Annotated in this window: 23 protein-coding genes and 1 other RNA gene; 11 read left to right on the top strand and 13 right to left on the bottom strand. The window is 73.3% G+C overall.

Annotated features, from left to right (window positions below):
• Positions 1–30: 30 nt before the first annotated feature.
• The 3 genes from D7231_RS08880 to D7231_RS08870 all read right to left on the bottom strand — a co-directional run bounded on the left by D7231_RS08880 (position 31) and on the right by D7231_RS08870 (position 3,012).
• Positions 31–972 carry a 3-oxoacyl-ACP reductase gene (locus D7231_RS08880; RefSeq protein WP_120754392.1) on the bottom strand — a complete coding sequence of 314 codons (942 nt, stop codon included), beginning with the start codon at positions 970–972 and terminating at the stop codon, positions 31–33.
• Positions 973–1,001: 29 nt separating this feature from the next.
• Positions 1,002–2,087, bottom strand: coding sequence for a zinc-binding dehydrogenase (locus tag D7231_RS08875; protein ID WP_120754391.1), 1,086 nt, complete (start codon positions 2,085–2,087; stop codon positions 1,002–1,004).
• Between the two features lie 61 nt (positions 2,088–2,148).
• Positions 2,149–3,012 carry a MaoC/PaaZ C-terminal domain-containing protein gene (locus tag D7231_RS08870; protein ID WP_120754390.1) on the bottom strand — a complete coding sequence of 288 codons (864 nt, stop codon included), beginning with the start codon at positions 3,010–3,012 and terminating at the stop codon, positions 2,149–2,151.
• 134 nt (positions 3,013–3,146) lie between these two features.
• Here D7231_RS08870 and D7231_RS08865 point away from each other — a divergent pair, with 134 nt between their 5' ends.
• Positions 3,147–4,355, top strand: a complete 1,209-nt coding sequence (locus D7231_RS08865; RefSeq protein ID WP_120754389.1) for a sensor histidine kinase — start codon at positions 3,147–3,149, stop codon at positions 4,353–4,355.
• The gene (locus D7231_RS08860; RefSeq protein WP_120754388.1) at positions 4,352–4,957 is read left to right on the top strand and encodes a response regulator transcription factor; all 606 of its coding nucleotides are present in this window, start codon (positions 4,352–4,354) and stop codon (positions 4,955–4,957) included. The genes D7231_RS08865 and D7231_RS08860 overlap by 4 nt, the downstream gene beginning before the upstream one ends.
• Before the next feature lie 126 nt (positions 4,958–5,083).
• Here D7231_RS08860 and rnpB read toward each other — a convergent pair.
• Positions 5,084–5,486, bottom strand: an RNA gene (gene rnpB / locus D7231_RS08855) — RNase P RNA component class A.
• A gap of 141 nt (positions 5,487–5,627) precedes the next feature.
• On the opposite strand from rnpB, the gene D7231_RS08850 reads away from it, so the two are divergent.
• Complete coding sequence (locus D7231_RS08850; protein WP_120754387.1) at positions 5,628–6,428, top strand: MerR family transcriptional regulator; 801 nt, start codon at positions 5,628–5,630, stop codon at positions 6,426–6,428.
• Complete coding sequence (locus D7231_RS08845; protein WP_120754386.1) at positions 6,425–7,015, top strand: hypothetical protein; 591 nt, start codon at positions 6,425–6,427, stop codon at positions 7,013–7,015. The genes D7231_RS08850 and D7231_RS08845 overlap by 4 nt, the downstream gene beginning before the upstream one ends.
• A gap of 21 nt (positions 7,016–7,036) precedes the next feature.
• Here D7231_RS08845 and D7231_RS08840 read toward each other — a convergent pair whose 3' ends face one another.
• A complete protein-coding gene (locus D7231_RS08840) occupies positions 7,037–8,266 on the bottom strand; it encodes an IS110 family RNA-guided transposase (RefSeq protein ID WP_120754385.1) in 1,230 nt (409 codons plus the stop codon).
• A 546-nt stretch (positions 8,267–8,812) separates the two neighbouring features.
• Between D7231_RS08840 and yaaA the strand changes: the two genes are divergently transcribed.
• The 5 genes from yaaA to D7231_RS08815 all read left to right on the top strand — a co-directional run bounded on the left by yaaA (position 8,813) and on the right by D7231_RS08815 (position 14,602).
• Positions 8,813–9,619 carry a peroxide stress protein YaaA gene (yaaA, locus tag D7231_RS08835; protein WP_120754615.1) on the top strand — a complete coding sequence of 269 codons (807 nt, stop codon included), beginning with the start codon at positions 8,813–8,815 and terminating at the stop codon, positions 9,617–9,619.
• 89 nt (positions 9,620–9,708) lie between these two features.
• Complete coding sequence (gene eda, locus D7231_RS08830) at positions 9,709–10,344, top strand: bifunctional 4-hydroxy-2-oxoglutarate aldolase/2-dehydro-3-deoxy-phosphogluconate aldolase (RefSeq protein ID WP_277875564.1); 636 nt, start codon at positions 9,709–9,711, stop codon at positions 10,342–10,344.
• Positions 10,345–10,394: 50 nt separating this feature from the next.
• The gene (locus D7231_RS08825) at positions 10,395–11,873 is read left to right on the top strand and encodes an alkaline phosphatase D family protein (protein ID WP_228775097.1); all 1,479 of its coding nucleotides are present in this window, start codon (positions 10,395–10,397) and stop codon (positions 11,871–11,873) included.
• Positions 11,874–11,979: 106 nt separating this feature from the next.
• Positions 11,980–13,272 carry a multidrug effflux MFS transporter gene (locus tag D7231_RS08820; RefSeq protein ID WP_120754382.1) on the top strand — a complete coding sequence of 431 codons (1,293 nt, stop codon included), beginning with the start codon at positions 11,980–11,982 and terminating at the stop codon, positions 13,270–13,272.
• Positions 13,273–13,582: 310 nt separating this feature from the next.
• Positions 13,583–14,602: a small ribosomal subunit Rsm22 family protein gene (locus D7231_RS08815; protein ID WP_120754381.1), complete on the top strand. Its 1,020-nt coding sequence runs from the start codon at positions 13,583–13,585 to the stop codon at positions 14,600–14,602.
• A 53-nt stretch (positions 14,603–14,655) separates the two neighbouring features.
• Here the strand turns inward: D7231_RS08815 and ddaH are convergent, their stop codons facing one another.
• Both ddaH and D7231_RS08805 read right to left on the bottom strand, forming a co-directional pair.
• Entirely contained in the window at positions 14,656–15,486 is an 831-nt protein-coding gene (gene ddaH / locus D7231_RS08810; protein WP_338419827.1) for a dimethylargininase, read from the bottom strand.
• Positions 15,487–15,600: 114 nt separating this feature from the next.
• Entirely contained in the window at positions 15,601–15,783 is a 183-nt protein-coding gene (locus tag D7231_RS08805; RefSeq protein WP_120754379.1) for a DUF6243 family protein, read from the bottom strand.
• Positions 15,784–15,901: 118 nt separating this feature from the next.
• Here D7231_RS08805 and D7231_RS08800 point away from each other — a divergent pair, with 118 nt between their 5' ends.
• Together D7231_RS08800 and D7231_RS08795 are read left to right on the top strand one after the other, a co-directional pair.
• The gene (locus D7231_RS08800) at positions 15,902–16,513 is read left to right on the top strand and encodes a TetR/AcrR family transcriptional regulator (protein WP_120754378.1); all 612 of its coding nucleotides are present in this window, start codon (positions 15,902–15,904) and stop codon (positions 16,511–16,513) included.
• Positions 16,514–16,709: 196 nt separating this feature from the next.
• Positions 16,710–17,432, top strand: a complete 723-nt coding sequence (locus tag D7231_RS08795; RefSeq protein WP_120754377.1) for a bifunctional DNA primase/polymerase — start codon at positions 16,710–16,712, stop codon at positions 17,430–17,432.
• Between the two features lie 79 nt (positions 17,433–17,511).
• Here D7231_RS08795 and D7231_RS08790 read toward each other — a convergent pair whose 3' ends face one another.
• From D7231_RS08790 to D7231_RS08765, 6 genes are all read right to left on the bottom strand, one after another.
• Entirely contained in the window at positions 17,512–18,462 is a 951-nt protein-coding gene (locus D7231_RS08790; RefSeq protein WP_479685688.1) for an SCO2278 family lipoprotein, read from the bottom strand.
• Positions 18,374–19,354 (bottom strand): iron uptake transporter permease EfeU, encoded by a 981-nt coding sequence (efeU, locus tag D7231_RS08785; protein ID WP_120754375.1) that lies wholly within the window; start codon positions 19,352–19,354, stop codon positions 18,374–18,376. Before efeU ends, D7231_RS08790 begins: the two co-directional genes overlap by 89 nt.
• Positions 19,355–19,418: 64 nt before the next feature.
• Complete coding sequence (efeB, locus tag D7231_RS08780) at positions 19,419–20,729, bottom strand: iron uptake transporter deferrochelatase/peroxidase subunit (RefSeq protein WP_120754374.1); 1,311 nt, start codon at positions 20,727–20,729, stop codon at positions 19,419–19,421.
• A gap of 13 nt (positions 20,730–20,742) precedes the next feature.
• The gene (gene efeO, locus D7231_RS08775) at positions 20,743–21,876 is read right to left on the bottom strand and encodes an iron uptake system protein EfeO (RefSeq protein ID WP_120754373.1); all 1,134 of its coding nucleotides are present in this window, start codon (positions 21,874–21,876) and stop codon (positions 20,743–20,745) included.
• Positions 21,877–22,020: 144 nt separating this feature from the next.
• Entirely contained in the window at positions 22,021–22,875 is an 855-nt protein-coding gene (locus tag D7231_RS08770) for a heme ABC transporter ATP-binding protein (RefSeq protein WP_120754372.1), read from the bottom strand.
• A 112-nt stretch (positions 22,876–22,987) separates the two neighbouring features.
• The gene (locus D7231_RS08765) at positions 22,988–24,088 is read right to left on the bottom strand and encodes a FecCD family ABC transporter permease (protein ID WP_120754614.1); all 1,101 of its coding nucleotides are present in this window, start codon (positions 24,086–24,088) and stop codon (positions 22,988–22,990) included.
• Positions 24,089–24,090 lie beyond the last annotated feature (2 nt).

The raw sequence follows: 24,090 nt of genomic DNA, 5'->3' as shown, positions 1-24,090 counted from the left end.
TCCGGGGCCCGGCACCCTGTCAGCCGGCTGTCAGCCGGGGCCCAGCCGCCACACCTCCGGCGCCGCGAACGTCTCGCCCGGCGGGCGGCCGGCGAAGTGCGGGGTGAGGAGGCCGTCCAGCTCCTCGGCGGTGAAGACGTCCTTCGCCGTGCCGAACCGCGCCGCGACCCGCGGCCGCTCCATCACGGCGACCATCCCGCCGTGCACGACGAACACCTGCCCGGTCACCCCCGCCGCGGCCGGCGCCGCGAGATAGCCGACGAGCGGCGCGACGTGCCCGGGGTCCAGCGGGTCGGGCCCGCCGGCCTCCGGGGTGCCGACGCCGGCGAAGACCTGCTCCGTCATCCGGGTGCGGGCCCGCGGGCAGATGGCGTTCGCCGTCACCCCGTACTTGCGCAGGGCCTCCGCCGTCGACGTGGTGAGGCCGACGATGCCGCCCTTGGCCGCAGCGTAGTTGGGCTGTCCGGGCGAGCCGATGAGGAAGGCCTCGGAGGAGGTGTTGACGACCCGTCCGTACACCGGCCGCCCGGACGCCTTCGCCCGCTCCCGCCAGTGCGCGGCCGCGAACCGCAGGGTGGTGAAGTGGCCCTTGAGGTGGACGCGGATCACGGCGTCCCACTCGTCCTCGCTCATGGAGAAGACCATGCGGTCGCGCAGGATGCCCGCGTTGTTGACGAGGATGTCGAGCGAGCCGCCGCCGGCGTCGACGGCGAGCCGTACGAGGTCGCGGGCGTGGCCGAAGTCGGCGACGTCGCCGGCGTGCGCGGTGGCCTGCCCGCCGGCCGCCCGGATCTCGGCGGCGACGGCCTCGGCGGGCCCGGCGGACGCCGCGCCGGAGCCGTCCGGGCCGGGCTGCCCGTAGTCGTTGACGACGACGTGGGCGCCGAGGCGGGCCAGTTCGAGGGCCTCGGCGCGGCCGAGGCCGCGCCCCGCGCCGGTGACGATCGCGGTCCTGCCGTGCAGGGACACCATGGGCTCGCCGCTCCTCCCGGTCTCGGGGCTCAGATCTCTATGCACGTGCGCAGCGCCTCGCCCGTCCGCATCTGGGCGAGCGCGTCGTTGACGCCGGACAGCGGGACCCGGTGCGTGATGAGGCCCGCGAGGTCGATGCGGCCGGCCCGCCAGAGGCTGATGGCCCTCTCGTAGGAGCGCCGGACGTCGCCGCCGCCGTAGAGGGAGGGCAGGATCCGCTTCTCGTCGAAGAACAGCTCGAACATGTTGACTTGGAAGAGGTCGTCCATGGCGCCCGCCCCGACCACGCAGAGCGTGCCGCCGCGCCGTGTGGCGTCGTAGGCGGCGCGGGCGGTGGCGGAGGTGCCGACGACCTCGAAGGCGTAGTCGAAGCCCTCGCCGCCGGTGACGCGGGCGCGGGCGTCGCCGAGCCCTTCGGGCGGTACGGCCTCGGTGGCGCCGAAGCGCAGCGCGGCCTCGCGCCGGGAGGCGACCGGGTCGACGGCGACGATCTGCGCGGCGCCCGCGGCCCGCGCGCCCTGGACCGCGCAGATCCCGACGCCGCCGCAGCCGATGACGGCGACGGAGGAACCGGCGGCGACGTCGGCGGTGTTGAGGGCGGCGCCCAGGCCGGTGGTGACGCCGCAGCCGATGAGGGCGGCGATGTCGTAGGGCAGGTCGTCCGGGATGGGGACGGCGCAGCCCGCGGCCACGACGGCCTCCTCGGCGAAGGTGCCGGTGCCGGCGAAGCCGAAGAGGTCGGAGCCGGTGCCGTTGCCCAGGCGGAAGTTGGGGGTGCCGGCCGCCATGAAGCCGGCCAGGCACAGCTGGGTCTGGCCGCGCTTGCAGGCGGGACAGCCGCCGCAGGGCGGCAGCCAGCAGACCATGACGCGGTCGCCGGGCCGCAGCCCCGTGACGCCGTCGCCGACGTCGATGACGTCTCCGGCGCCCTCGTGGCCGGGGACGAAGGGGACGAGCTGGGGCAGCACCCCGTTCATGGCGGAGAGGTCGGAGTGGCAGAGCCCGGTGGCCCGCATGCGCAGCCGGACCTTGCCGGGGCCGAAGCCCACCGCTTCGACGTCGTCGCGGACGTCGAGCTCGGGCCGTCCTGTCTCGTGCTGTACCGCTGCGCGCATGACGGACTCCTCTGGCGTGAGGGCGTACGTGCTCAGTGCTCGGTGTTCGAATGGCTGGGGGTTACCTGTGGGTGACGACGGTGTCCGCCAGCACGGGTGCGTCGTCGCGCTCCACCGCGGTCACGGTCACCTGGATCCGGTCGGGCGCCGGGGTCTCGCGCCACATCCGTACGCGCAGCGTCTCGCCGGGGTAGGCGACGCCGGCGAAGCGGGTGCGGTAGGCGCGGACGCGGGTGACGTTCCCGTCGAGCACGGTGTCGACGACGGCCTTGAGGGCGATGCCGTACGAGCACAGGCCGTGCAGGATCGGCCGGTCGAAGCCCGCGCGCTTCGCGAACTCGGGGTCGGCGTGCAGGGGGTTCCAGTCGCCGTTGAGGCGGTAGAGCAGGGCCTGGTCCTCCCGGAGGGCGCGCTCCACGGTGTGATCGGGGGTGCGGGCGGGCGGCTCCAGGCGCGTGGAGCTGCCGCGTTCGCCGCCGAAGCCGCCCTCACCCTTGACGAAGATCTCGCTCTCGCTCGTCCACAGCGGCCCGCGGGCGTCGGCGGCCTCCGCGCGCAGCACGATGACGGCGGCCTTGCCCTTGTCGTGGACGGCGGTGACGCGGGAGGTGTGGGAGACGGAGCCGCAGGCGGGCAGGGGCCGGTGGACCTCGACGGACTGCCCGCCGTGGAGCACGGCGGCGAGGTCGATGTCGATGCCGGGCGCGGCGAGGGCGCCGGACTGGGCGCTGCCGCCGCCGGCGACGGTGGCGAAGCTCGGCAGGACGTGCAGCCGGCTCTCGAGGGTGTAGCGGAGCTCGTCCGGGTCGGTGGCGGGCGTGCCGGCGCCGATGCCGAGGTGGTAGAGCAGGACGTCTTTGTGGTCCCAGGTCAGGGAGGAGCGGCGGGGTGCGGCGGCGACGGCCTGGCGTGCGTCGATGGGCATCGGGAACCTTCCTAGAACGCGTTCTAGCCGATCCGATGGACCCCATGTATAGCCGGGCCCGGGACAAATGTCACGGGTGGCCGCCCACACTTGCATCTGCCCAGCTCAGGGCGGTGTTCTCTAGAGTTCGAGCCATGACAGACAGCAAGTCCTGGCGCCGGGCCGGCCGCAAGAGCGAGCGCAAGGGCGGCCGCGAGGCCGAGATCGAGCGGCACAAGCCCCCGGGGAAGTTCGCCTTCCTGCCCTGGCTCTTCATGCTCACCGGAGACGTCCAGGAACTGTTCCGGGGCGAGGTGCCCCTGCCCTGGCTCGGCGGGGCGGGCGTGCTGGCCTTCGCCGTGCTGTACGCCCTCGCGGTCTTCACCGGCCTGGACCAGCGGTACCGGGGGACCCGCGTCCCGGTCCGCTGGCTCGCCGGAATGGCCGTCGTCACGTACGCGCTGACCATCGGCTACGGCGGCGAGTGGCTGCTGTGCTTCCCGCTGCTGTCGCTGGCCTCCGGCATCGTGCTGCGGCGCGGGCTGTCCGAGAGCGGGCGCCCCCTGGCCGTCGTCATCTTCGCCCTCGCCGGCTCGGCCGGGGTGATCGCGAGCCTGCGCGGGGGGCCGTCGGACTCCCTGATCGTCGGATACGGAACCCTGCTCTCCGGCTTCGTCACCGCCGCGATGCTCAGCCTCTTCGAGGCCGTGGCCCAACTGCGCGCCACCCGCGAGGAACTGGCCCGCAGCGCCGTGGAGCGCGAACGGCTGCGGTTCTCGCGCGACCTGCACGACCTGCTCGGGCACACCATGTCCGTCATCGTCGTCAAGGCGGAGGCCGTGCGCCGGCTCGCCCCGCGCGACCTCGACGCGGCGATCGGGCAGGCGGCCGACATCGAGGCGGTGGGCCGGCAGGCACTCACCGAGATCCGCGAGGCCGTCACCGGCTACCGCGAGTCCACCCTCACCACCGAACTCGACCGCGCCCGCTCCCTCTTGGAGGCCTCCGGCATCACGCCGGACATCCGCCAGTCCGGGCCCCCGCTGCCGCCGCAGACCGCGGCCCTGCTGGGCTGGGTCGTACGGGAGGGCGTCACGAACGTCGTCCGGCACAGCGGCGCCGGCCGCTGCACGGTCGAGGTGCGCGGCGAGACCGACCAGGTACGCCTGGAGATCACCGACAACGGCGGCGGCGTAGGCTCGGAAGCGGCCCCCGCCTCGCCGGGGAACGGCCTGAAGGGCCTGACCGAGCGGCTGGCCGCCGCGGGCGGCCACCTGACCGCAGGCCCGGACGGGCGCAAGGGCTTCCGGCTCGTGGCCGAACTGCCCGTGGACTCGGAGTCCGAGGAGGACCACCACTCATGATCAAGCTGCTCCTCGCCGAGGACCAGGGAATGATGCGCGGCGCGCTCGCGCTGCTGCTCGGGCTGGAAGAGGACATCGAGATCGTCGCCCAGGTCGGCGACGGCGACGAGATCGTCCCCAAGGCCCTGGAGACGCGGCCGGACGTCGCGCTCCTCGACATCGAACTGCCCGGCCGCAGCGGCCTCGACGCCGCCGCGGACCTGCGCGCCCGCATGCCGCACTGCCAGGTCCTCATACTCACCACCTTCGGCCGGCCCGGCTACCTGCGCCGCGCGATGGAGGCCGGCGCGGCGGGCTTCCTCGTCAAGGACGGGCCGGTCGAGGACCTGGCCGCCGCGATCCGCCGCGTCCTCGCCGGCGAACGCGTCATCGACCCGGCGCTGGCCGCCGCCGCCCTGAGCGCCGGCCCCAACCCCCTGACCCAGCGCGAACGCGACGTCCTCGCGGCGGCGGTCGACGGCGCGACGGTCGCGGACATCGCCTCCAAGGTCCACCTCTCCCCGGCCACGGTCCGCAACTACCTCTCCGCAGCCATCGGCAAAACCCAGACCCGCAACCGCATGGAAGCGGTCCGAGCGGCCCGGCAGAACGGGTGGCTGTAGCGGCGCGGTGCGCCACACCAGCGGTGCGCCACACCAGCGGTGCGCCACACCAGCGGTGCGCCACACCAAACGAAAGGCCTCTGATCTGCATGGATGCGGATCAGAGGCCTCGCTTCAGAGGGCCGGCGGACGAGTCGGCCTTATACGCCGGGTTCTGTCTCCCGGGGGCCTTGCGGCCCTCGGGGAGGCGGCCATCCATCTAGGCCTGCCGTTGCCGGCAGGCTCGTGCGGTCTACCCGCGGACTCGGGCGGGCAGCCCTCGATCGTCCGCGCAGGGCCGCCGTGAAGCGGCCCCTCTTGACCTTGCTCCGGGTGGGGTTTACCTAGCCGCCTGAGTCACCTCAGGCGCTGGTGGTCTCTTACACCACCGTTTCACCCTTACCGGAAGCCTTGCGGCCCCCGGCGGTCTGTTTTCTGTGGCACTGTCCCGCGGGTCACCCCGGGTGGGCGTTACCCACCACCCTGCCGTGTGGAGCCCGGACGTTCCTCGGGGGATCCGAAGATCCCACGCGGCCGCCCGGCCGGCTCGTCCGCCGTGCCGACCATGCTACCTGGCGGGCGCTGCCACGATCGCCGCCAGGCCATCGGCCCGGCCCCGGCCCCGGTCCCGTCCCGGTCCTTGACCTTGCCGCAGCGTCAACGTCTCTACTGGTCTCATGACGGTGATCACATGAGAATCGGAGAGCTCGCCGCGCTGGCCGGGGTCAGCACCCGGACCGTACGGCACTACCACCACCTGGGCCTGCTGCCCGAGCCCGGCCGGCTGGCCAACGGTTACCGCGTCTACGGGCTCCGCGACGCCGTCGCGCTCACCCGCATCCGCCGCCTCACCGAGCTGGGCCTCGGCCTGGACGAGGTGCGGGATGTCCTGGCCGACGACGCCGGGCGCGAGCTGCGCGACGTCCTCACCGAGCTGGACGCCGACCTGGCCCGGCAGGAGGAGGCCGTCCGGGCCCGCCGCGCCCGCCTCGCCGACCTGCTGCGCCGCGCCGGGACCGGCGGGCTGCCCGCCGAGGGCCCGGTCTCCGCCGGGCTCGCCGACCTCTTCGGCGAGATGGCGCACGCCGCCCGCGGCCTCCCCGGCCCCGAGCCCGCCATGGCCGCGAAGGACCGCGAGATGCTGGCCTTCCTGGAGACCGTGGCCGGGCCGGGGGAGCGGGAGCGCCTGCTGGAGCAGCTGCGCTCGGCCTTCCGCGGCCCCGGCGACGTCCACCGGGTGTACGAGGCCTACGCCCTGCTCGACGCCCTCGCCGCGATCACGGAGCCCGTGGCACCCGGCGATCCCCGCGTGGAGGCGGCCGCGCGGGCGCTCGCCGCGGTCATCCCGCCCGGCCTCGCCGCGGGCGCGACCGGCCGCACCGGTGACGGCGATCCCTTCCTCGCCGCCTTCTTCGCCGACTTCGCCCCCGCCCAGGCCGCCGCCCTGCGCCTGGCGATCCGCACCGTCACGGGAGAGGAGCCGGCCGGATGAAGCTCGCCCGAGCGCTCGCCGTGCACGAGGCCCGCGTCTGGGCCGGGCTCGCGCTGTGGCTCACCCGGCGTCGCGACGGCGTCGGCGACGGCGTCCGGGCGCTGCCGTACGCCCGCGCCCAGGCGTCCACGATGTACGCCTTCGCCTTCGTGTGCCTCGTGGAAACGGTGGGGATGTCCTTCTTCACCGCCCCCTACCCGGGCATCCACGAGGTGGTCCTGGCCCTCGACGCCTACACCGTGCTGCTCGTCCTCGGCTTCCACGCCGGCAGCGTCGTCCGCCCGCACACGGCCGGCCCGGAGGGGCTGCGGATCCGCCAGGGTGCCGGCCTGGACCTGCGTATTCCGGTGGCGCTCATCGGCACCGTCCGCCGTGACCTGCGCTTTCCCGGCAACGACGTCCCCGGCATCCTCGACGTGCCCATCGCCTCCCAGACCTCCGTCACCGTCGAGCTCACCGCTCCCGTCACCGCCGCCCGCCTGTTCCGGCGCCCCCGGGAGATCCGCACGGTCCGTTTCCACGCCGACGAGCCGCATGCCGCCGTCGAGGCGATACGGGGGCTCATGGCTACCGAGGTGCGGCGTTAGACACCTCACGATGTGAAGGCGTCAAGCTGCGGCCGCCAGCGCGGTGGGGAAGGCCGTTGCTTCATCGAACAGCACTCGTTGCTTGAGGCAGTGGAAGAGCTGGCCGAGCATGCGGTTGAAGAGGTTGCGCTGGGCGGCTGCGTGCCAGTCTCCGTGGTCGTCCCGGCGACGCCGGTAGTGGGCCATGGCTCCCGGCGAGGCCCGCAGGGAGGCGAAGGCCCAAAGGTAGCCAGCGTGGTTGAGGCGGTCGTTCTTCACCCAGCGTCGGGTGATGCTCGACTTCTTCCCCGAGGCTCTGGTGACGGGTGAGGAGCCGGCGTATGCCTTCAACCCGCGGGCGTCAGCGAAGCGGGTGCGGTCGTCTCCGATCTCGGCGAGCACCCGGGCGCCGAGCTGGACGCCGAGGCCGGGGAAGCTGAGGAGGATGTCAGCGTCCGGGTGCTGAGGGAAAGCCTCTTCCACCGCCTCGGCGAGGTCGTCCGCGGCTGTGCAGGCCGCGTTGAGCTGGACCAGGAGGGCCAGCATCTGCTGTCCGAGAGCCTCTTCGACCAGGGGCGGCTGGTGGGCCCATTCAGCACGGAAGGCCTCCCGCAGCCGCTCGGTTTCGGCTTCGATGCCACGCTGACGGCCGGCCCGCTTGAGTGCGGCGGCCAGCTGGGCGCGTGTCAGACGCGCCGCCCGGGACGGCGTCGGGGCCGTCTTGAGGAGCTCTCGGGCCTCCGGCCGACACAGGCCGTTCTGCCAGACGCTGAAGGCGGCGAGAGCGGCCGGGTAGTACTCGCGAAGAAGGGAGCGGAGCTGGTTGGCGATCTGCTGCCGGTTCCAGACGACGTCCTGCTGAGCCCGGGCCAGCACGGTGATGGCCCGGGCCCGGTCGCTGTCGTTCGGCAGCGGCCGGTGGGCGTGCATGTCCGTGCGGAGGATGTTCGCCAGGACCAGGGCGTCGCCCAGGTCGGACTTCTTCCGGCTGACGCTGTGCCGGTCGCGGTAGCGGGCGGCAGCCATCGGGTTGATCGCGAAGACCTGCCGCTTGCCCGTCCGCAGCACCGCGACCAGCAGGCCGCGGGACGTCTCGATCGCGACCGGGATCGGGTTCTCCTCCGTGTCGCCGTACTCGGTCAGGAGGTCCTTGAGGATCTGGTAGCCGGCCGCGTCGTCGGTGATGTGCCGCTTGGCCAGCAGCTGCCCCGAGTCGTCGACCAGAGCCACGTCGTGGGTCTTCTCGGCCCAGTCGATACCGCAGTAGATCAAGATGCTCCTCCCCTGAGCATGGGCTATTTGCGCTGGTCACGAGCGCATGCGGGCCACGCGGCGACCTAATTCCAGGACTCGGCGTCAGGGCCGGTCCGCCACCTCACCAGCCGTTCGTGGCACCAGCGCACCGCACGGGCCTCGGTCTTAGCGGGAGCTCAGGCGGCTCGGGCGGAACAAGAGGTCACCGCGTGGCGGGCTCGCACCACGAAGATCAACGAGTGAGCACACAGACAGGTGGTGGCGGCCGCGAAGGCGCCGGAGAGCGCCGCTCTTGGCTGAGGCATCTGGTGCCCGGTGAGCCAAAGGCCTTCCCGCCGGCGCCCGCGCGACCGCCACCACGACGTGGGTGAGGGCCGCCCGCACGGTCTAACGCAAGGCCTCGCGGACCCGGCTCGACGGAGGCGTCACGGCCCTCACCGCTCGAACAATCCCGTGGGCCCTACCCGTGGCCCCCGCGATCGCTCACAAGGAATTAGGCTCGTCGGGGCGCCGCCGGGACCGCCCCGCCCCGCGCCCGGATCCGTACCGATGGGAGAAGACACCGTGCTCGTGCTGTTGCCGCCGTCCGAGGGGAAGGCCGCCGCCGTCGGAACCGGCGCCGGGGCCGCACTGGAGGTCGGTGCGCTGTCGCTGCCGGGGCTGACCGGGGCGCGCGAGGCCGTGCTGACGGAGCTCGTGGAGCTGTGCGCGGGCGACGAGGACAAGGCCGCGGACGTGCTCGGCCTGTCCCCGGGGCTGCGGGGCGAGATCGCCAAGAACGCGGCGCTGCGGACCGCGGGCACCCGCCCGGCGGGCGAGATCTACACGGGCGTGCTGTACGACGCGCTGGGCCTGGCCACGCTGGACGCCGCGGCGCGGGAGCGGGCGGCGCGGTCCCTGCTGGTCTTCTCGGGGCTGTGGGGCGCGGTCCGGACCGGCGACCCGATCCCCTCCTACCGCTGCTCGATGGGCGTGAAGCTGCCCGGCCTGGGCGCCCTGGGCACGTACTGGCGCGGGATCATGGACGCGCACCTGCCGCAGGAGGCGGGCGACGGGATGGTGCTCGACCTCAGGTCGGCCGCGTACGCCTCCGCGTGGAAGCCCAAGGGCGAGCTCGCGGAGCGGACGGCGACGGTCCGGGTGTTGCAGTCGAAGGTCGTGGACGGCGTCGAGAAGCGGTCCGTCGTCAGCCACTTCAACAAGGCCACCAAGGGGCGGATGGTCCGGGACCTGCTGACGGCGGGCGCGGAGCCCGGCGGCCCCGCCGAGCTGGCGGAGGCCCTGCGCGACCTCGGGTACGCGGTGGAGGGGAGCGCCCCGGCGAAGGGCGGGCGGCCGTGGGCGCTCGACGTGGTGGTGACGGAGCTCTGACAGAGCTCTGAAAGGGCGGGCTGCCGCGCCCTGTTGCGCATAGCGCAACGTCCGTTGCGTCAGTCATCCCGGCGGAACAGGATGGCCGCGTGACCGCCTCCGTCCTCGGCCTCGCCCCCGTCCTCCCCGTCGCCGTCCTCTCCGACGCGGCCGACGCCGTGCCCCTCGCCCGCGCCCTCGTCGCGGGCGGCCTCCCGGCGATCGAGGTGACGCTGCGGACGGACGTGGCCCTGGACGCGATACGGGCCGTCGCCGCGGAGGTCCCGGAGGCGGCCGTGGGCGCGGGCACCGTCCGCTCCCCGGCGCAGGCCGCCGGGGCCGTACGGGCCGGGGCCCGCTTCCTGGTGAGCCCCGGCTGGACGGACCCGCTGCTCGCGGCGCTGCGGGAGGCGGGGGTGCCGTTCCTGCCGGGCGTCTCGACGGTGTCGGAGGTCATGGCCCTGCTGGAGCGCGGGGTGCGCGAGATGAAGTTCTTCCCCGCGCAAGCCGCGGGCGGCGCCCCGTACCTGGCCTCCCTGGCCGCACCGCTCCCCGAGGCCCGCTTCTGCCCCACGGGCGGCATCGGCCCGGCCACGGCCCCCGCGTACCTCTCCCTGCCGAACGTCGGCTGCGTGGGCGGCTCGTGGATGCTCCCGCGCGACGCCCTCGCGCGCCGCGACTGGGCCCGCGTGACGGAACTGGCCCGGGCCGCGGCGGAGCTGGGCCGCGGACCGGCTCGTTCCTGATGGTGTCCGCCCCCTTCACAGCCGCCCCACCCGCGCGCACTCTGCACCACATGACCCCCCTCTCCGAAAGTCCGTTCACCCTCGGGGTGGCGTCCGGCGACCCCCTGCCGGACTCCGTAGTGCTGTGGACCCGGCTCGCCCCCGCCCCGTACGAGCCGGGCAACGGGCTGCCCGCCGACGGCAGCATCGCCGTCCAGTGGGAGCTCTCCGAGGACGACACCTTCCGCCGCGTCGTGCAGAGCGGCACCGCCGCGGCCCCCGCCTCCGACGGCCACACCGTCCACCTGGAGCTGTCCGGCCTCGCACCCGAGCGCGCGTACTGGTACCGCTTCCGCGCGGGCCGCTGGATCAGCCCCGTGGGCCGCACCCGCACCGCGCCCCGGGCCGACGCCGACGTCGCCACCGCCCGCTTCGGCCTGCTCTCCTGCCAGCAGTTCGACGAGGGCTACTACACGGCCCTCGGCCACCTCGCCCGCGAGGACCTCGACGCCGTGTTCTTCGTCGGCGACTACATCTACGAGAACGCCATAAACGCCCAGGGCGGCGCCCGCCGGCTGACGAACCCGCTCCCGTCCTTCTACGACCACTGGACGCTCAACCTGGAGGACTACCGCCAGCGCTACGCCCTCTACAAGTCCGACCCCGAGCTCCAGGCCGCGCACGCCGCCCACCCCTGGTATGTCACCTGGGACGACCACGAGGTCGCGAACAACTACGCGGGCGACATCTCGCAGGACAACGACCCCGTCGACCAGTTCCGCGCCCGCCGCGCCGCCGCCTACCGCGCCTACTGGGAGAACATGCCGCTGCGAAGACCGCAGCGGCCCACCGGGCCGGACATGCGGCTCTACCGCCGCTTCTCCTACGGGCGGCTCGCGCAGCTGGACATCCTCGACACCCGCCAGTACCGCTCCGACCAGGCCTACGGGGACGGCTGGCACACCCCCGGGCCCGAGACGCGGGACCCGGCCCGCACGATGACCGGCGACGCCCAGGAGCGCTGGCTCCTCGACGGCTTCCGCGCCTCCACCGCCACCTGGAACGTCGTCGCCCAGCAGGTGGCCTTCTCCCAGCACAAGGAGACGCCGGACGACGACGCCCGCGTCAGCATGGACACCTGGGACGGCTACGCGGCCTCCCGCGACCGCGTCCTGGCCGGCGTCGAACAGGCCGGCGTCCGGAACCTGGTGATCCTCACCGGCGACGACCACGTCCACTTCGCGTACGACGTGAAGGCCGACTTCGACGACCCCGGCTCGGCCACGCTCGGCGTCGAGCTCCTCGGCACCTCCGTCTCCAGCGGCTTCGACGGCGAGGAGCGGCCCTCGGACTGGGAGACGACGCTCGCCGCCAACCCGCACCTGAAGTACTACGACGGGCGGCGCGGCTACGTGGTGGTGACGCTCGACCCGCAGCGGGTGCGGGGCGACTTCCGTACGGTCACCAAGGTCACGACGCCGGGCGCGCCCATCGCGACGGCCGCGTCGTTCGTCTCGGAGGCGGGTGCCCCGGGGCTCCACGAGGCGTGACGCGTGCGTCCCGTCACACCAGCCCCCTGAATAACATGTAAGCCCCAAGTATTGGCCGCGGTCATGACACCATGGTTGAACGAACGACGACCATGGAGCGCCACGCATGACGGATCCCGGCCAGGACACGGCCGAGCAGCAGCAGAAGCAGCAGCCCGCCCGAACCGCCGAACGGGACGCCGCGGGCCCCGGCATATCCGGGGCCCGTGCCACCGGCCTGATCGTCACCCTCGTCCTCGGCGGCCTGACCGCGCTGCCACCGCTCTCCATGGACATGTACCTCCCGGCCCTCCCGGAGGTCACCGGCGCGCTCCACAGCCCCGCCGCCACCGTCCAGCTCACCCTCACCGCCTGCCTCATGGGCATGGCGCTCGGGCAGCTCGTCGTCGGCCCCATGAGCGACAAGTGGGGGCGCCGCCGCCCCCTCCTCGCCGGCATGGTCGTCTACGTCCTGGCCACCGCCGCCTGCGCCCTCGCCCCCACCGCCGGCCTGCTGATCGGCTGCCGCCTCGTCCAGGGCCTCGCCGGCGCCGCCGGCATCGTCATCGCCCGGGCCGTCGTGCGCGACCTCTACGACGGCGTGGCCATGGCCCGCTTCTTCTCCACCCTCATGCTGATCTCCGGCGTGGCCCCCGTCGTCGCACCCCTCATCGGCGGCCAGATCCTGCGCCTGACCGACTGGCGCGGCGTCTTCGTCGTCCTCACCGCGGTCGGCGTGCTGCTCACCCTCGCTGTGTGGCGCTTCCTGCACGAGACGCTGCCGCCCGAGAAGCGCCAGGCCGGCGGCCTCGGCGCGGCCCTGCGCGCCATGGGCGCCCTGCTCGCGGACCGCGTCTTCACCGGCTACATGCTCGCGGGCGGCTTCGCCTTCGCCGCGCTCTTCGCCTACATCTCGGCGTCGCCGTTCGTCATCCAGGACATCTACGGGGCCTCCCCGCAGACCTTCAGCCTCCTCTTCGGCCTCAACTCCGTCGGCCTCGTGCTGGTCGGCCAGATCAACGGCAAGCTGCTCGTCGGCCGGGTGAGCCTCGACAAGGCCCTCGCCGTGGGCCTCACGGTGATCGCCCTGGCCGCCGTGGCCCTGCTGCTGATGGCCTCCGGCGCCTTCGGCAAGGCCGGCCTCGCGCCGATCGCGGCCGGGCTGTTCGTCCTGATGTCCGCGATGGGCCTCGCGATGCCCAACACCAACGCCCAGGCCCTGATGCGCTCCCGCGACGCCGCGGGCTCCGCGTCCGCCCTGCTCGGCACGTCCACGTTCCTGCTGGGCGCGCTGGCCTCCCCGCTCGTGGGCATCGCGGGCGAGGGCACGGCGGTGCCGATGGCGACGGTCCAGCTGGTGTGCGCACTCGCCTCGGCGGCGTGCTTCCTGGGTCTTTGCCGCCCTTGGCAGCGACGGTAGCCTCCCGGCGGGGCGGGGGCCCGTGCCGGGCGCATCCCGCGGCCTGACCGTCGCGCGTGGTCGCGCCGGGCCTCACCGCCCCCGGTCCGGCACCGCCGCTCACGCACGTCGTGGCTGTTCGCCGCGGCGGCGGAAGAATCTTCCGAGGCGGCTGCCTCAACGATCCGTCGCGGAGGCGCGGCCCGGCACGTTCTTCCGCCGCCGCGGCGAGTCACTCCGACGGCGCGGTCCGGCGGTGCCGAAGTCGTCGTTTCGCCACGACCTCGTGGGCCGCAGGCCGCCCCCCGGTTGCCCGCATAGACTCCATCAAATGCACGCCCCCCATTTCCCCCGGTCCGGTGAGGAACTGCGCTCCGCGCTCGCCGGTCTCCTCGACGGCCTGCCGCCCCGCCAGGCCGCGCAGGCCGTCGAGCGGCTGATCGCCAGCTACCGGGGGCTGACCCCCACCGACGCCCCCGTGCTGCGCGACCGCTCCGACGTGGCCGCGTACGCCGCCTACCGCATGCCGGCGACGTTCGAGGCCGTCCGCTCCGCGCTGGAGGCCTTCCGCGACCGGCTGCCGTCCTTCGTCCCCGCCTCGCACGTCGACGTGGGCGGCGGCACGGGCGCGGCGACGTGGGCCGTGGCGTCCGCCTGGGAAGGCGAGGACCGTCGGACGACCGTCCTGGACTGGGCCGCCCCCGCCCTCGCCCTCGGCGCCGAACTCGCCGGGACGGCCTCCGACCCGGCCCTGCGCGCGGCCCGCTGGGAGCGCGGGATCATCGGCGACGGCCTGCGCGTGCCCGACGGCACGGACCTCGTCACCGTCTCGTACGTCCTGAAGGAGCTGACCGACGCCGGCCGCGCCGCGGTCGTCGCCGAGGCCGCCCGCGCCGCACAGGCCGTCGTGATCGTCGAGCCGGGCACCCCGGACGGCTACCTGCGGATCATCGAGGCGCGCGACCGGCTGGTCGCCGACGGCTTCCGCGTCGTCGCGCCCTGCCCGCACAGCGGGGCGTGCCCCATAGAGCCGGGCAAGGACTGGTGCCACTTCTCGGCCCGCGTGAGCCGCTCCTCGCTGCACCGGCAGGTCAAGGGCGGCTCGCTGGCGTACGAGGACGAGAAGTTCGCGTACGTGGCGGCCGTGCGGGGTTCCCTGCCGGAGGCCTCCGCGGGCGCGCCCGCCCGCATCGTGCGCAAGCCGCAGATCCGCAAGGGCCAGGTCCTCCTCGAACTCTGCACGGCCGAGGACGGCCTGACCCGTGAGACGGTCACGAAGCGGCACGGCGACGCGTACAAGGCGGCTCGCGACGCCGATTGGGGCGACGAGTGGCCTCCGGCCGGGGTGTGAGCTGAGAGCTCCGCGGGCTGCCCCGCGCCCCTTACGGGGCGCGGACTACGGCGCTAGCCGCGTAGCTCCTGCGTGCAGCACTTCACGCTGCCGCCGCCCTTCAGGAGCTCGCCGAGGTCCATGCCGATCGGTTCGTACCCTCGCGCCCGCAGTGGTTCGAAGAGGCCGACCGCCGCCTGCGGCAGCAGCACGTGCCGGCCGTCGCTGACCGCGTTGAGGCCCAGCGCCGCCGCGTCCTCCTCGCTCGCGACGAGGGCGTCGGGGAACAGCCGTCTCAGCACTTCCCGGCTGCCCGCCGAGAACGCGCCGGGGTAGTACATGATCTCGCCGTCGGTCGTGTCGTCGAGGACGCACAGCGCGGTGTCGAGGTGGTAGTAGCGGGGGTCGACGAGGTCGAGGCCGATCACCGGCCGGCCGAAGAACTCCTGCGCCTCGGGGTGGGAGAGCGGGCTGCTGCGGAAGCCGCGCCCGGCGAGCAGCCAGGAGGCGGTGACGGCGAAGTCGCCCTCGCCCTCGTTGATGTGCTCGGGTTCGAGCACGTCGGCGTAGCCCTGTGAGCGGAACCAGGCCGCGTGGACCGCGGCCTCCTCGGCTCGCTCGGGGTGGGCGAAGCGCGCGCCGAGCACCCGTCCGTCCACGACGGTCGCGCCGTTGGCCGCGAAGACCATGTCGGGCAGCCCGCGTCGGGGCTCCAGCTCCTCGACGGTGTGCCCGAGGGCCAGATAGCGGTCCCTGAGGTCCTCCCACTGCGCGAGCGCGAGGGGGATGTCGACCGGCTTGTCCGGATCCATCCAGGGGTTGATGGAGTAGGTGACCCTGAAGTGGGCAGGGGGGCACATCAGATAGCGCCGCGGAGTGGCCGCGCGTGGGGCTGTACTACGCAAGGAGTGCTCCTCACGGTGGTGTTGGGCACGTACGGATCGTCGTGCGTGCCCAAATCGTCCACGCTGCAAGGGCTTTGGCGCATGAACCGTACGGGTGGTTTACCGCTGGCTCACTCACGCGCCGGTGGTTCCGCTTCGCCCTTCCCGCAACTTCCGCAGCAGTTCCCGCTTCCGGGCCGCCGCGTCGTCGCCGCCCCCCGCGCGCCCGGCCCGGCTGCCGCCGCGCAGGGCGTTGCGGGAGAGGTTGCTGCGGGTGCCGCCGACGCCGAGCATGCCGCCCGATCCGCTCCTGCTCATGGGGTTCTCCCTTCATTCGAGCGAGACGCTCCGTCTCGCTTCCCTCGAAGCATCCAACGAGACGTGACGTCTTGTCAAGACGATACGTCTCGTCGGATGCGTCGCTAGGATTGCCGCCATGACCGACGCCCCGGCCCCCAAGGCCCCCGACGCCTCGCGCCGCAGCGAGCGCTCCCGCCGCGCGATCCTCGACGCCGCCCTGGAACTCGTCGGCGAGACCGGCTTCGCGAAGCTCACCATCGAGGCCATCGCCGCCCGCGCCGGCGTCGGCAAGCAGACCATCTACCGCTGGTGGCCCTCCAAGGCCGCCGTCCTCTTCGAGGCCTGCGTCCCCGAGGGCCTCGACCCCGCCTCCATCGAGCTCCCCGACACCGGCGACATCACCGCCGACCTGAAGACCGTGCTGCGGGCCACCGTCGACGACCTCAACGACCAGCGCCTCGACGCCCCCACCCGCGCCCTGACCGCCGAGACCGCCAACGACCCGGAGCTCGGCCGCGCCCTCACCGAGAAGGTCCTCGAACCCCAGCTCCAGGCGTACGTCCGGCGCCTGCGCGCCGCCCAGGAAGCCGGTCAGGTCGACCCGGACGCCGACCTCCGCATCGCCCTGGAACTGCTGGTCGGCCCGCTCTTCCACCGCTGGCAGACCCGTACCCTGCCGCTCACCCACGCCTACGCCGACACCGTCGTCGACCTGGCCCTGCGCGGCATGGCCCCGCGGCACCCCTAGCCGCCGGCCGGCCCGCCGCCCGGCCCGTCACTCGGCCCGTCACTCGTCCGGGGGAGGCGCCCGCGGCGGCGCGGAGGCGGGCGGCCCCGCCCGCGCGAGCGGCCGGTCTCACACCCCCTGGATCCGTCCGACGGTCACACCAGGCGCAGGATGGTGGCAGCATTGACCGCAGACCGCGGTCGAAGTGAGGGGATAGATGGAACGCAAGAGCAGGTTCTCCCAGTGGCTGCGCCGCCCCAGGAGCGGAGCGGGCGGCGGTACGGGCACGGGGGCGGCGGACAGCGCCGCCCGCGAGGAACTGCTCCTGGCCGCGGCGGCCGCAGGCTTCCCGCTGGCCCCGGCCGCCCACCCGTCCGGGTACGGCTGTTCCTGCGAGCGCATCGGCTGTCCCACCCCGGGCCGCCACCCGGTCTCCTTCGCCTGGCAGACGCTGGCCACCACCGACGCCGAGAAGGTCACGGCGTGGCTGCGCAGCCAGCCGGAAGCCAACTTCGTCACCGCCACCGGCATCGCCCACGACGTCCTCGACGTGCCCGCGGAGGCCGGCCGGCAGGCCCTGGAGCGGCTGGAGAAGGCCGGCGTCGAGACGGGCCCCGTGGCCACCGTCGCCCCCGACCGCATGCTCTTCTTCACCGCCACCCGCGGCACCCCGGACGACGAGGACGAGTGGTGGCCCTGCGAGCTCGACTGCCATCCCGAGACGATGGACGAGCATCCGGGCCTGCGCTGGCACTGCCGCGGCAGCTACGTGCTGCTGCCGCCCTCACGCCTGCCGGACGACGCCGGCGTCGCCTGGCTCCAGGGCCCCGAGCGGCCCCTGCCGGATCCGCTGACGCTCCTGGAGACCCTCACGGACGCCTGCGCCCAGTACGCGGGGGGCCGTCCCGACCACGAGGCGGCCTGGCCCATCGGCCGTTGAGCCTTCCGCACGCCCCATCGGCCGCTGAGTCTCCCGACCGCACGCCCCGTCAGCCGCCGCGCCGCCGCCCGGACCGCCGCTATTCCCCCTGCGCCGCCGTCATCGTGTCGATCCGGTTGAGGAAGACGATCTGCCCGCCGTCCGCCCCGCGCGGCGGCACCTGGACCGCCGCCTCCGAGACCCGCGTGTACGTCACCGAGCGCTTGAGGTCGCCCTTCAGCAGCGCTTTGGTCCGCGGGTCGGTGACCGCGGGCCGCAGCCCCTCGGCCATGGTCCGCTTCTCCCGGTGGTGCGCGGTGAAGAACACCAGCGCTCCGCCGTCCTCGGTGCGCAGCGCCGGGGCGGGGAAGGCGGGGGCCTGCTCGGGGGTGTCGATGAACTCCGTCCAGAACGTGGCCGTGCGGCGCACCTTGTCGCGCTCTTCGCGCAGCCCCGTCGTCCGCGGCCCGGGCGCGAAGGACTTGCCCTCGCCGGTGCGCAGGAAGCCGGTGTAGGCGGCGCTCACCCCGGCGGGGTCGGCCGTCAGGCCGTGGTCCTTGCCCTTGGCCGCCGGGACGGCCTCCGCGTAACCGTCCTTGTCCGTCACGAACTTCGGGACCTTGCCCGGGTTCACGAGCGACAGGTAGGCGGCCTTCCACGGCTCCTTCACGCCGTACCGCGTGAAGACCACGAGCCAGCGGTTGCCGTCGCGGTTGCTGCGTGTGTCGGCGAGGAAGAACTTCGGCCAGCCGGCCTGCTTCGGGACGGTGAACCGGGCGTCGTCCAGGACCAGGGAGGGGTACTTCGGGTTGCCGCCGGGCGTCTGCGCGCTCTGCGCCGCCACGTCGGACTTGCCTATCTCGGCCAGGGCACCGGTCTCGACCCGGGCGATGACGCCCGGGTCGAGCTTGCGGTAACCCTCGTTGTAGCCGTCGGTGAAGGACTTGAGGACCTTGGCGGCCTCAGCCTTGTCCACCGACGGGACGATCTCCCGTTCGCCGTGCACCGTCATGCACCCGGTCGCCGTCAGCAGCAGAGCTGCCGCCGTCACGGCCGTCCGCACCGCCGTTCGCGTCGTGCGCGGTCTGCCGGCCCGCCGTCGTCTCATCGGGCTTCGACTCCTTGGTGGCTGCTCGGTTCGGCGCCACCCTACCCGGGGCGAAGAACACCAGGAGGGTGGGGACCAGATACAGCGCCCACACCGCCACCTGCAGCCAGGTCGGGTCCGGCTGGAAGTTGAAGACGCCCTTGAGCAGCGTGCCGTACCAGCTGTCGACCGGGATCTGCTCGCTGATGTCGAAGGCCTTGCTGCCCAGGCCCGGCAGGACGCCGGCCTCCTGGAGGTCGTGGAAGCCGTAGGCGAGCACGCCCGCCGCGACCACGATCAGCATGGCGCCGGTCCACGTGAAGAACTTCGCCAGGTTGATCTTCAGTGCGCCGCGGTAGAACAGCCAGCCCAGCACGACGGCGGTCAGCAGCCCGAGCAGCGCGCCGACCAGCGGCCGGACGCCGTCGTCGGTGGCCTGCACGGCCGTCCAGATGAACAGCGCGGTCTCCAGGCCCTCCCGGCCCACGGCCAGGAAGGCGGTGACGACCAGCGCGGTCGTGCCCATCGCGAGCGCGGCGTCCAGCTTGCCGTGCAGCTCCTTCTTCAGGTGCCGCGCGGTGCGCCGCATCCAGAAGACCATCCACGTCACCAGGCCGACGGCGATGACCGACAGCGAGCCGCCGAGCATCTCCTGGGCCTCGAAGGTCATGGTCTGCGAGCCGTACTGGAGCAGCGCGCCGAAGCCCATGCTCAGCAGGACGGCCACGGCGATGCCGGCCCACACCGGGCGCAGGGCGTCGCGGCGCTCCGTCTTGACGAGGTAGGCGACGAGGATGCACACGACCAGGCTGGCCTCCAGGCCCTCGCGCAGGCCGATCAGGTAGTTGCCGAACACGCGGCATCTCCTCTCAGGAAGGACAGTCAGGAAGAACGGAAGGACGGACAGAGGGACGTACGGGTCACGCGAACAGCGCCTTGCCCCACCAGTCGCCCTTGTCGCGGACGCCCGGCGGCACGGCGAAGATCGCCGAACCCACGTGCTGGATGTACTCGTTGAGGGCGTCGTTGCGCGCGAGGTTCGTCTGGAGCGGCACGAAGCCGTCGCGGACGTCCTTCTGGTACGCGATGAAGAACAGCCCGGCGTCCAGCCGGCCCAGCCCGTCGGTGCCGTCCGTGAAGGAGTAGCCGCGGCGCAGGATCGTCACCCCGTTGTTGCTGTCGGGGTGGGCGAGGCGCACGTGCGCGTCGGGCTTCATGGCCTTCAGCAGCGGCTCGTCGTGCTCGCGCTGCTTGCCGACGGGCGCGCCCTCGGCTTTGTCGCGGCCGAAGACGTCCTCCTGCTCGGCGAGCGAGGTGCGGTCCCAGGTCTCGATGTGCATCCGGATGCGGCGCGCGACCAGGTAGGAGCCGCCGACCATCCAGTCCGGGCCGTCCTTCTCGCCGACCCAGACGTGCTTGCCGAGGCGGTCGGTCTCGGTGCCGGCGATGTTCCGGGTGCCGTCCTTGAAGCCCATCATGTTGCGCGGCGTCTGGGCGTCCGGCGTCGTCGAGGACGTCTTGCCGAAGCCGAGCTGCGACCAGCGGATGGCGACCTTGCCCATGCCGATGCGGGCCAGGTTGCGGATCGCGTGCACCGCGACCTGCGGGTCGTCGGCGCAGGCCTGGACGCACAGGTCGCCGCCGCTGCGGGCCGCGTCGAGGTTGTCGCCGGGGAAGGCCGGCAGGTCGATCAGGGCCTTGGGGCGGCGGCCCTTGAGGCCGAAGCGGTCCTTGCCGTCCTTCTCGAACAGGCCGGGGCCGACGCCGAAGGTGAGGGTCAGCCGGGACGGCTTGAGGCCGAGGGCCTCGCCGGTGTCGTCCGGCGGCAGCTCGTCGTTGTCCTGGACGGCGCCCTCGCCCACCTCGTGGCCCGCGGTCATCCGCGCGGCGGCGGCCGTCCACTCCTGGAGCATCTTCACCAGGGCGGCGCGGTCGGTCGTCGTCACGTCGAAGGCGGCGAAGTGCAGCCGGTCCTGGACCGGGGTGGCGATGCCGGCCTGGTGCTCGCCGAGGAAGGGCACCGCGTCGCCGGCCGAGGCGGCCGGGGCGGCGTCCTCGCCGAGGCGCAGCGCGGTGGCGGTGCCGCCCGCGGCCGCGGCGCCGAGCGCGAGGCCGGCGCCGCCCCAGCCGAGGACGGAGCGGCGGGAGGGCTTGGCGGAGGCGGGGGCCTGCACGGCCTCGGGGGAGTCCGTGGTGGCGGTGGTGCTGGTGGTGTCGGTCTTGTCCGTCATCGGAGGTCCCCCGTTACTTCGCGACGGCGGCGGCGAGCTTGGACAGCGGCTCGGAGAGGGCGTTGACGACGTCCGAGAGCTTCTTGCGGTCGTCCTTGCCCACACCGTCGTACGACTTGAAGCCGTCGCCCTCGCGGTAGTCGTCGAGTGCCTTCTTCACCGTGGCGAACTGCTTGTCCAGCTCGCTGACCAGCGCCGCGTCGCTCTTCGAGGCGACCGGCTTCAGCAGCCCGTACGCCTTCTCGGCGCCGGCGACGTTGCCCTCGAAGTCGACCAGGTCGGTGTGGCTGTAGCGCTCCTCCTCACCGGTGATCTTGTTCCGGTACACCTCGTCGAGCAGCTCCTTGGCGCCGTTGGCCATGCTGGTCGGGGTGATCTCGGCGGTGCCGACGCGCTTCTGCCAGTCCTTGAGGTCCGTCATCAGCTGGTCGGCCAGCTTCTTGTCGTCCTCGTCGATCTTCTTCTCGTCCCAGAGCGACTTCTCCAGCTTGTGCCAGCCGGTCCACTTCTGGTCCTTCTCCAGGCCGTCCTCGCGGACGTCGACCTTCGGGTCGATGTCACCGAAGGACTCCGCGACCGGCTCGGTGCGCTCCCAGCCGATGCGGGAGACCGCGTAGAGCTTCTTCGCCCCGTCGACGTCGCCGGCCTTGACCGCGTCGGCGAACTTCTGCGCCGCCGGGATCGTCTCGTCGGCCTGCTCCTGGACGTACTTGCGGTACTCGGCGACCGCCTTGTCCAGCTCCGGGTTCGCCTTCTCCGCCTTGCCGCCGCCTGTCACCGTGATCTTCTGGCGGATGCCATCGCCCTTCATGCCGGGCTTGCAGGCGATTTCGTAGTCGCCCGACTTCTTGATCGTCGCGGTGATCTCGGTCTTGGTCTTCGGGCCTATGTTCTCCCGCTCCGTCACGATCCGGTCGCCCGCGGCGTAGACGTAGACCTCGGTGATCTTCGAGCCGGCGTTCTCGATGTTGATCTTTACGTGCCCGGCGGGGAACGAGGTCTTGGAGACCTCGCACTTGTCGTCGGAGGCGGTGACCTTGATCGCGTCCGCGTCCTTGCTGTCCGACTTCTCGGCACAGCCGGACACGGCGGTCAGGGCCGCGGCCGCGGCGACGGCGGCTATGGCGGAGGAGCGGAAGGCGCGCATAGGGGCTCCAGGCGTGCTCGGAGAGGACGGAAAGGACGTTCGCGCCATAAACGGCATGGCCGAAAAGCGGCTGTCCGAATAAGGCCGCCCTAACTTATCTGAGGCTTGCCTACCCTGTTCCCGGAAGGGTGCGTGATTCTGCTCTCACGAGGCAAAATTTCGTCCAGCGCGCCACGGGATCACCAATGGTTCACCGGTGCGCGGATGATCAATTACCTCCACCGGCTGCAAATAGACACGAGTGAGCAACTCCGCTTCCAGTACGCGGGCCGGCGGGCCCTCAGCCGCGACCCGCCCCCCGTGCAGGACCGCCACCCGGTCCGCGTAGGCGGCGGCGAGGCCGAGGTCGTGCAGGACGACCACGACGGCCGCCCCGTCCGCCGCCCGCTCGCGGCAGATCCGCAGCACCAGTTCCTGGTGGCGCAGGTCCAGCGCGGCGGTCGGCTCGTCGAGCAGCAGGAGCGGGGTGCGCTGCGCGAGGACGCGCGCCAGCGCGACCCTCGCCCGCTCGCCGCCGGAGAGCGCGGCGAACGGCCGGGAGGCGAATCCGGTCACCTCCGCGGCGGCCATCGCCTCCCGCACGGCCTCGTCGTCCTCGCCCTCGGCGGCCGTCCCGGCCCAGGGCGCGCGGCCCATCCGGACGACCTCCTCCACGGGGAACGGGAACGACAGCTCCGCCGACTGCGGCAGGACGGCCCGGCGCAGGGCGAGTTCGGCGGCCGACCAGGAGGCGGCGGGCCCGCCGTCGATCAGGACCTCGCCCGACGCGGCGGGCAGGTCGTGCGCGAGCGCGGCCAGCAGCGTGGACTTGCCGGCGCCGTTGGGGCCGACGAGCGCGAGGACTTCGCCCGCGGCGACGCCCAGACCGACGCCGTCGAGGACGGTACGGCCGCCGAGCCGTACGGAGAGGGAGCGCGCCTCGGCGAGAACGGTGCCGAGGGGGGAGGGGAGGGGGAGACGGCGGGTGCGGCGGCGGAACAGTACGGGCCTCACGCCCATCCCCCCTGCTTCCGCCGGGTCCTTCTCAGCAACCAGCTGTGCTTTCCCGGGGGACGCTGCATCCGATTGCGGCTCCGCCGCGGGCCGGACCCCCGGCCGAAACCCATGCGGCTCATGCCCATCCCCCCTGCTTCCGCCGCGTCCTCCGCAGCAGCCAGAAGAAGAACGGGCTGCCGAAGAGGGCCGTCAGGACGCCCAGCGGCAGCTCCGTCGGCTGGGCGGCCGTGCGGGCCGCGAGGTCCGCCGCGACGAGGACCAGCGCCCCGCCCAGCGCACTGCCCGGCACCAGGAACCGGTGACCGGGGCCCGCGGCCATCCGCAGCAGGTGCGGCACCAGCAGGCCCACGAACGTGATGACCCCCGCCACGGCCACCGCCGCGGCCGTCAGCAGCGCCACCACCAGGACCATCACCAGCCGCAGCCGCTCCACGTCCACGCCCAGGTGGCGCGCGGGCCGCTCGCCGAGCGCGAGGAGGTCCAGCTTCCGCCCGTACAGCGGCGCGACGGCCAGCCCCACGAGGGCGCACGGCAGGACGGCGAGCACCTTCGGCCAGGTCGCCTGCGCGAGCGAACCGAGCTGCCAGAACGTGATCTGGGTGACCTGGGCGTTGTCGGCGAGGAAGATGCCGAGCCCGACGAGCGCGCCGCCGAACGCGTTCACCGCGATGCCGGTGAGGATGAGCGTGACCACTTCCGTACGGCCGCCCGCGCGCGAGAGCGTGTACACCAGCAGGACGGTCACGAGCCCGGCGGCGAACGCGCAGGCGGTGACGGTCCAGTTGCCGAGGAAGGTCAGCCCCAGGGAGATCGCGGCGACCGCGCCGACCGCCGAGCCCATCGAGATGCCGATGACGCCGGGCTCGGCGAGCGGATTGCCGAACACGCCCTGCATCAGCGCGCCCGCGCAGCCGAGCGACGCCCCCACGAGCAGGGCCAGGGCGACGCGCGGCAGCCGTACGTTCCACAGCACGCTCTCGGGGACCCGGTCCAGCTCGGCCCCGCCGAGCCCCGCCCGGTGCAGCAGCGAGCCGAGGACGTCGCCGAGCGGGATCTCGTACGCACCGAGCCCGGCGGAGAGCAGGCACGCCACCAGCAGCGCCGCGGCCAGGCCGGCGGTGAGGAGGGCGGGGGTGCGGCGCCGCCGGCCGGGCGGCGCCGGCTCGCCGCCGGGCTCGGCGGAGGCGGGTACGGGGGAGGGGCCCGTGGTCTTCAGGA

This window comes from Streptomyces klenkii (assembly GCF_003626645.1).
Classification (GTDB): Bacteria; Actinomycetota; Actinomycetes; order Streptomycetales; family Streptomycetaceae; genus Streptomyces; species Streptomyces klenkii.
This window is presented reverse-complemented; position numbering and strand designations above follow the sequence as displayed.

What these genes read in the sequence shown, in the direction of transcription:
- D7231_RS08880 (WP_120754392.1), bottom strand. Translation starts at nt 972, where the DNA reads ATGGTGTCCCTGCACGGCAGGACCGCGATCGTCACCGGCGCGGGGCGC.
- D7231_RS08875 (WP_120754391.1), bottom strand. Translation starts at nt 2,087, where the DNA reads ATGCGCGCAGCGGTACAGCACGAGACAGGACGGCCCGAGCTCGACGTC.
- D7231_RS08870 (WP_120754390.1), bottom strand. Translation starts at nt 3,012, where the DNA reads ATGCCCATCGACGCACGCCAGGCCGTCGCCGCCGCACCCCGCCGCTCC.
- D7231_RS08865 (WP_120754389.1), top strand. Translation starts at nt 3,147, where the DNA reads ATGACAGACAGCAAGTCCTGGCGCCGGGCCGGCCGCAAGAGCGAGCGC.
- D7231_RS08860 (WP_120754388.1), top strand. Translation starts at nt 4,352, where the DNA reads ATGATCAAGCTGCTCCTCGCCGAGGACCAGGGAATGATGCGCGGCGCG.
- D7231_RS08850 (WP_120754387.1), top strand. Translation starts at nt 5,628, where the DNA reads ATGAGAATCGGAGAGCTCGCCGCGCTGGCCGGGGTCAGCACCCGGACC.
- D7231_RS08845 (WP_120754386.1), top strand. Translation starts at nt 6,425, where the DNA reads ATGAAGCTCGCCCGAGCGCTCGCCGTGCACGAGGCCCGCGTCTGGGCC.
- D7231_RS08825 (WP_228775097.1), top strand. Translation starts at nt 10,395, where the DNA reads ATGACCCCCCTCTCCGAAAGTCCGTTCACCCTCGGGGTGGCGTCCGGC.
- D7231_RS08820 (WP_120754382.1), top strand. Translation starts at nt 11,980, where the DNA reads ATGACGGATCCCGGCCAGGACACGGCCGAGCAGCAGCAGAAGCAGCAG.
- D7231_RS08815 (WP_120754381.1), top strand. Translation starts at nt 13,583, where the DNA reads ATGCACGCCCCCCATTTCCCCCGGTCCGGTGAGGAACTGCGCTCCGCG.
- D7231_RS08805 (WP_120754379.1), bottom strand. Translation starts at nt 15,783, where the DNA reads ATGAGCAGGAGCGGATCGGGCGGCATGCTCGGCGTCGGCGGCACCCGC.
- D7231_RS08800 (WP_120754378.1), top strand. Translation starts at nt 15,902, where the DNA reads ATGACCGACGCCCCGGCCCCCAAGGCCCCCGACGCCTCGCGCCGCAGC.
- D7231_RS08795 (WP_120754377.1), top strand. Translation starts at nt 16,710, where the DNA reads ATGGAACGCAAGAGCAGGTTCTCCCAGTGGCTGCGCCGCCCCAGGAGC.
- efeB (WP_120754374.1), bottom strand. Translation starts at nt 20,729, where the DNA reads ATGACGGACAAGACCGACACCACCAGCACCACCGCCACCACGGACTCC.
- efeO (WP_120754373.1), bottom strand. Translation starts at nt 21,876, where the DNA reads ATGCGCGCCTTCCGCTCCTCCGCCATAGCCGCCGTCGCCGCGGCCGCG.
- D7231_RS08770 (WP_120754372.1), bottom strand. Translation starts at nt 22,875, where the DNA reads ATGGGCGTGAGGCCCGTACTGTTCCGCCGCCGCACCCGCCGTCTCCCC.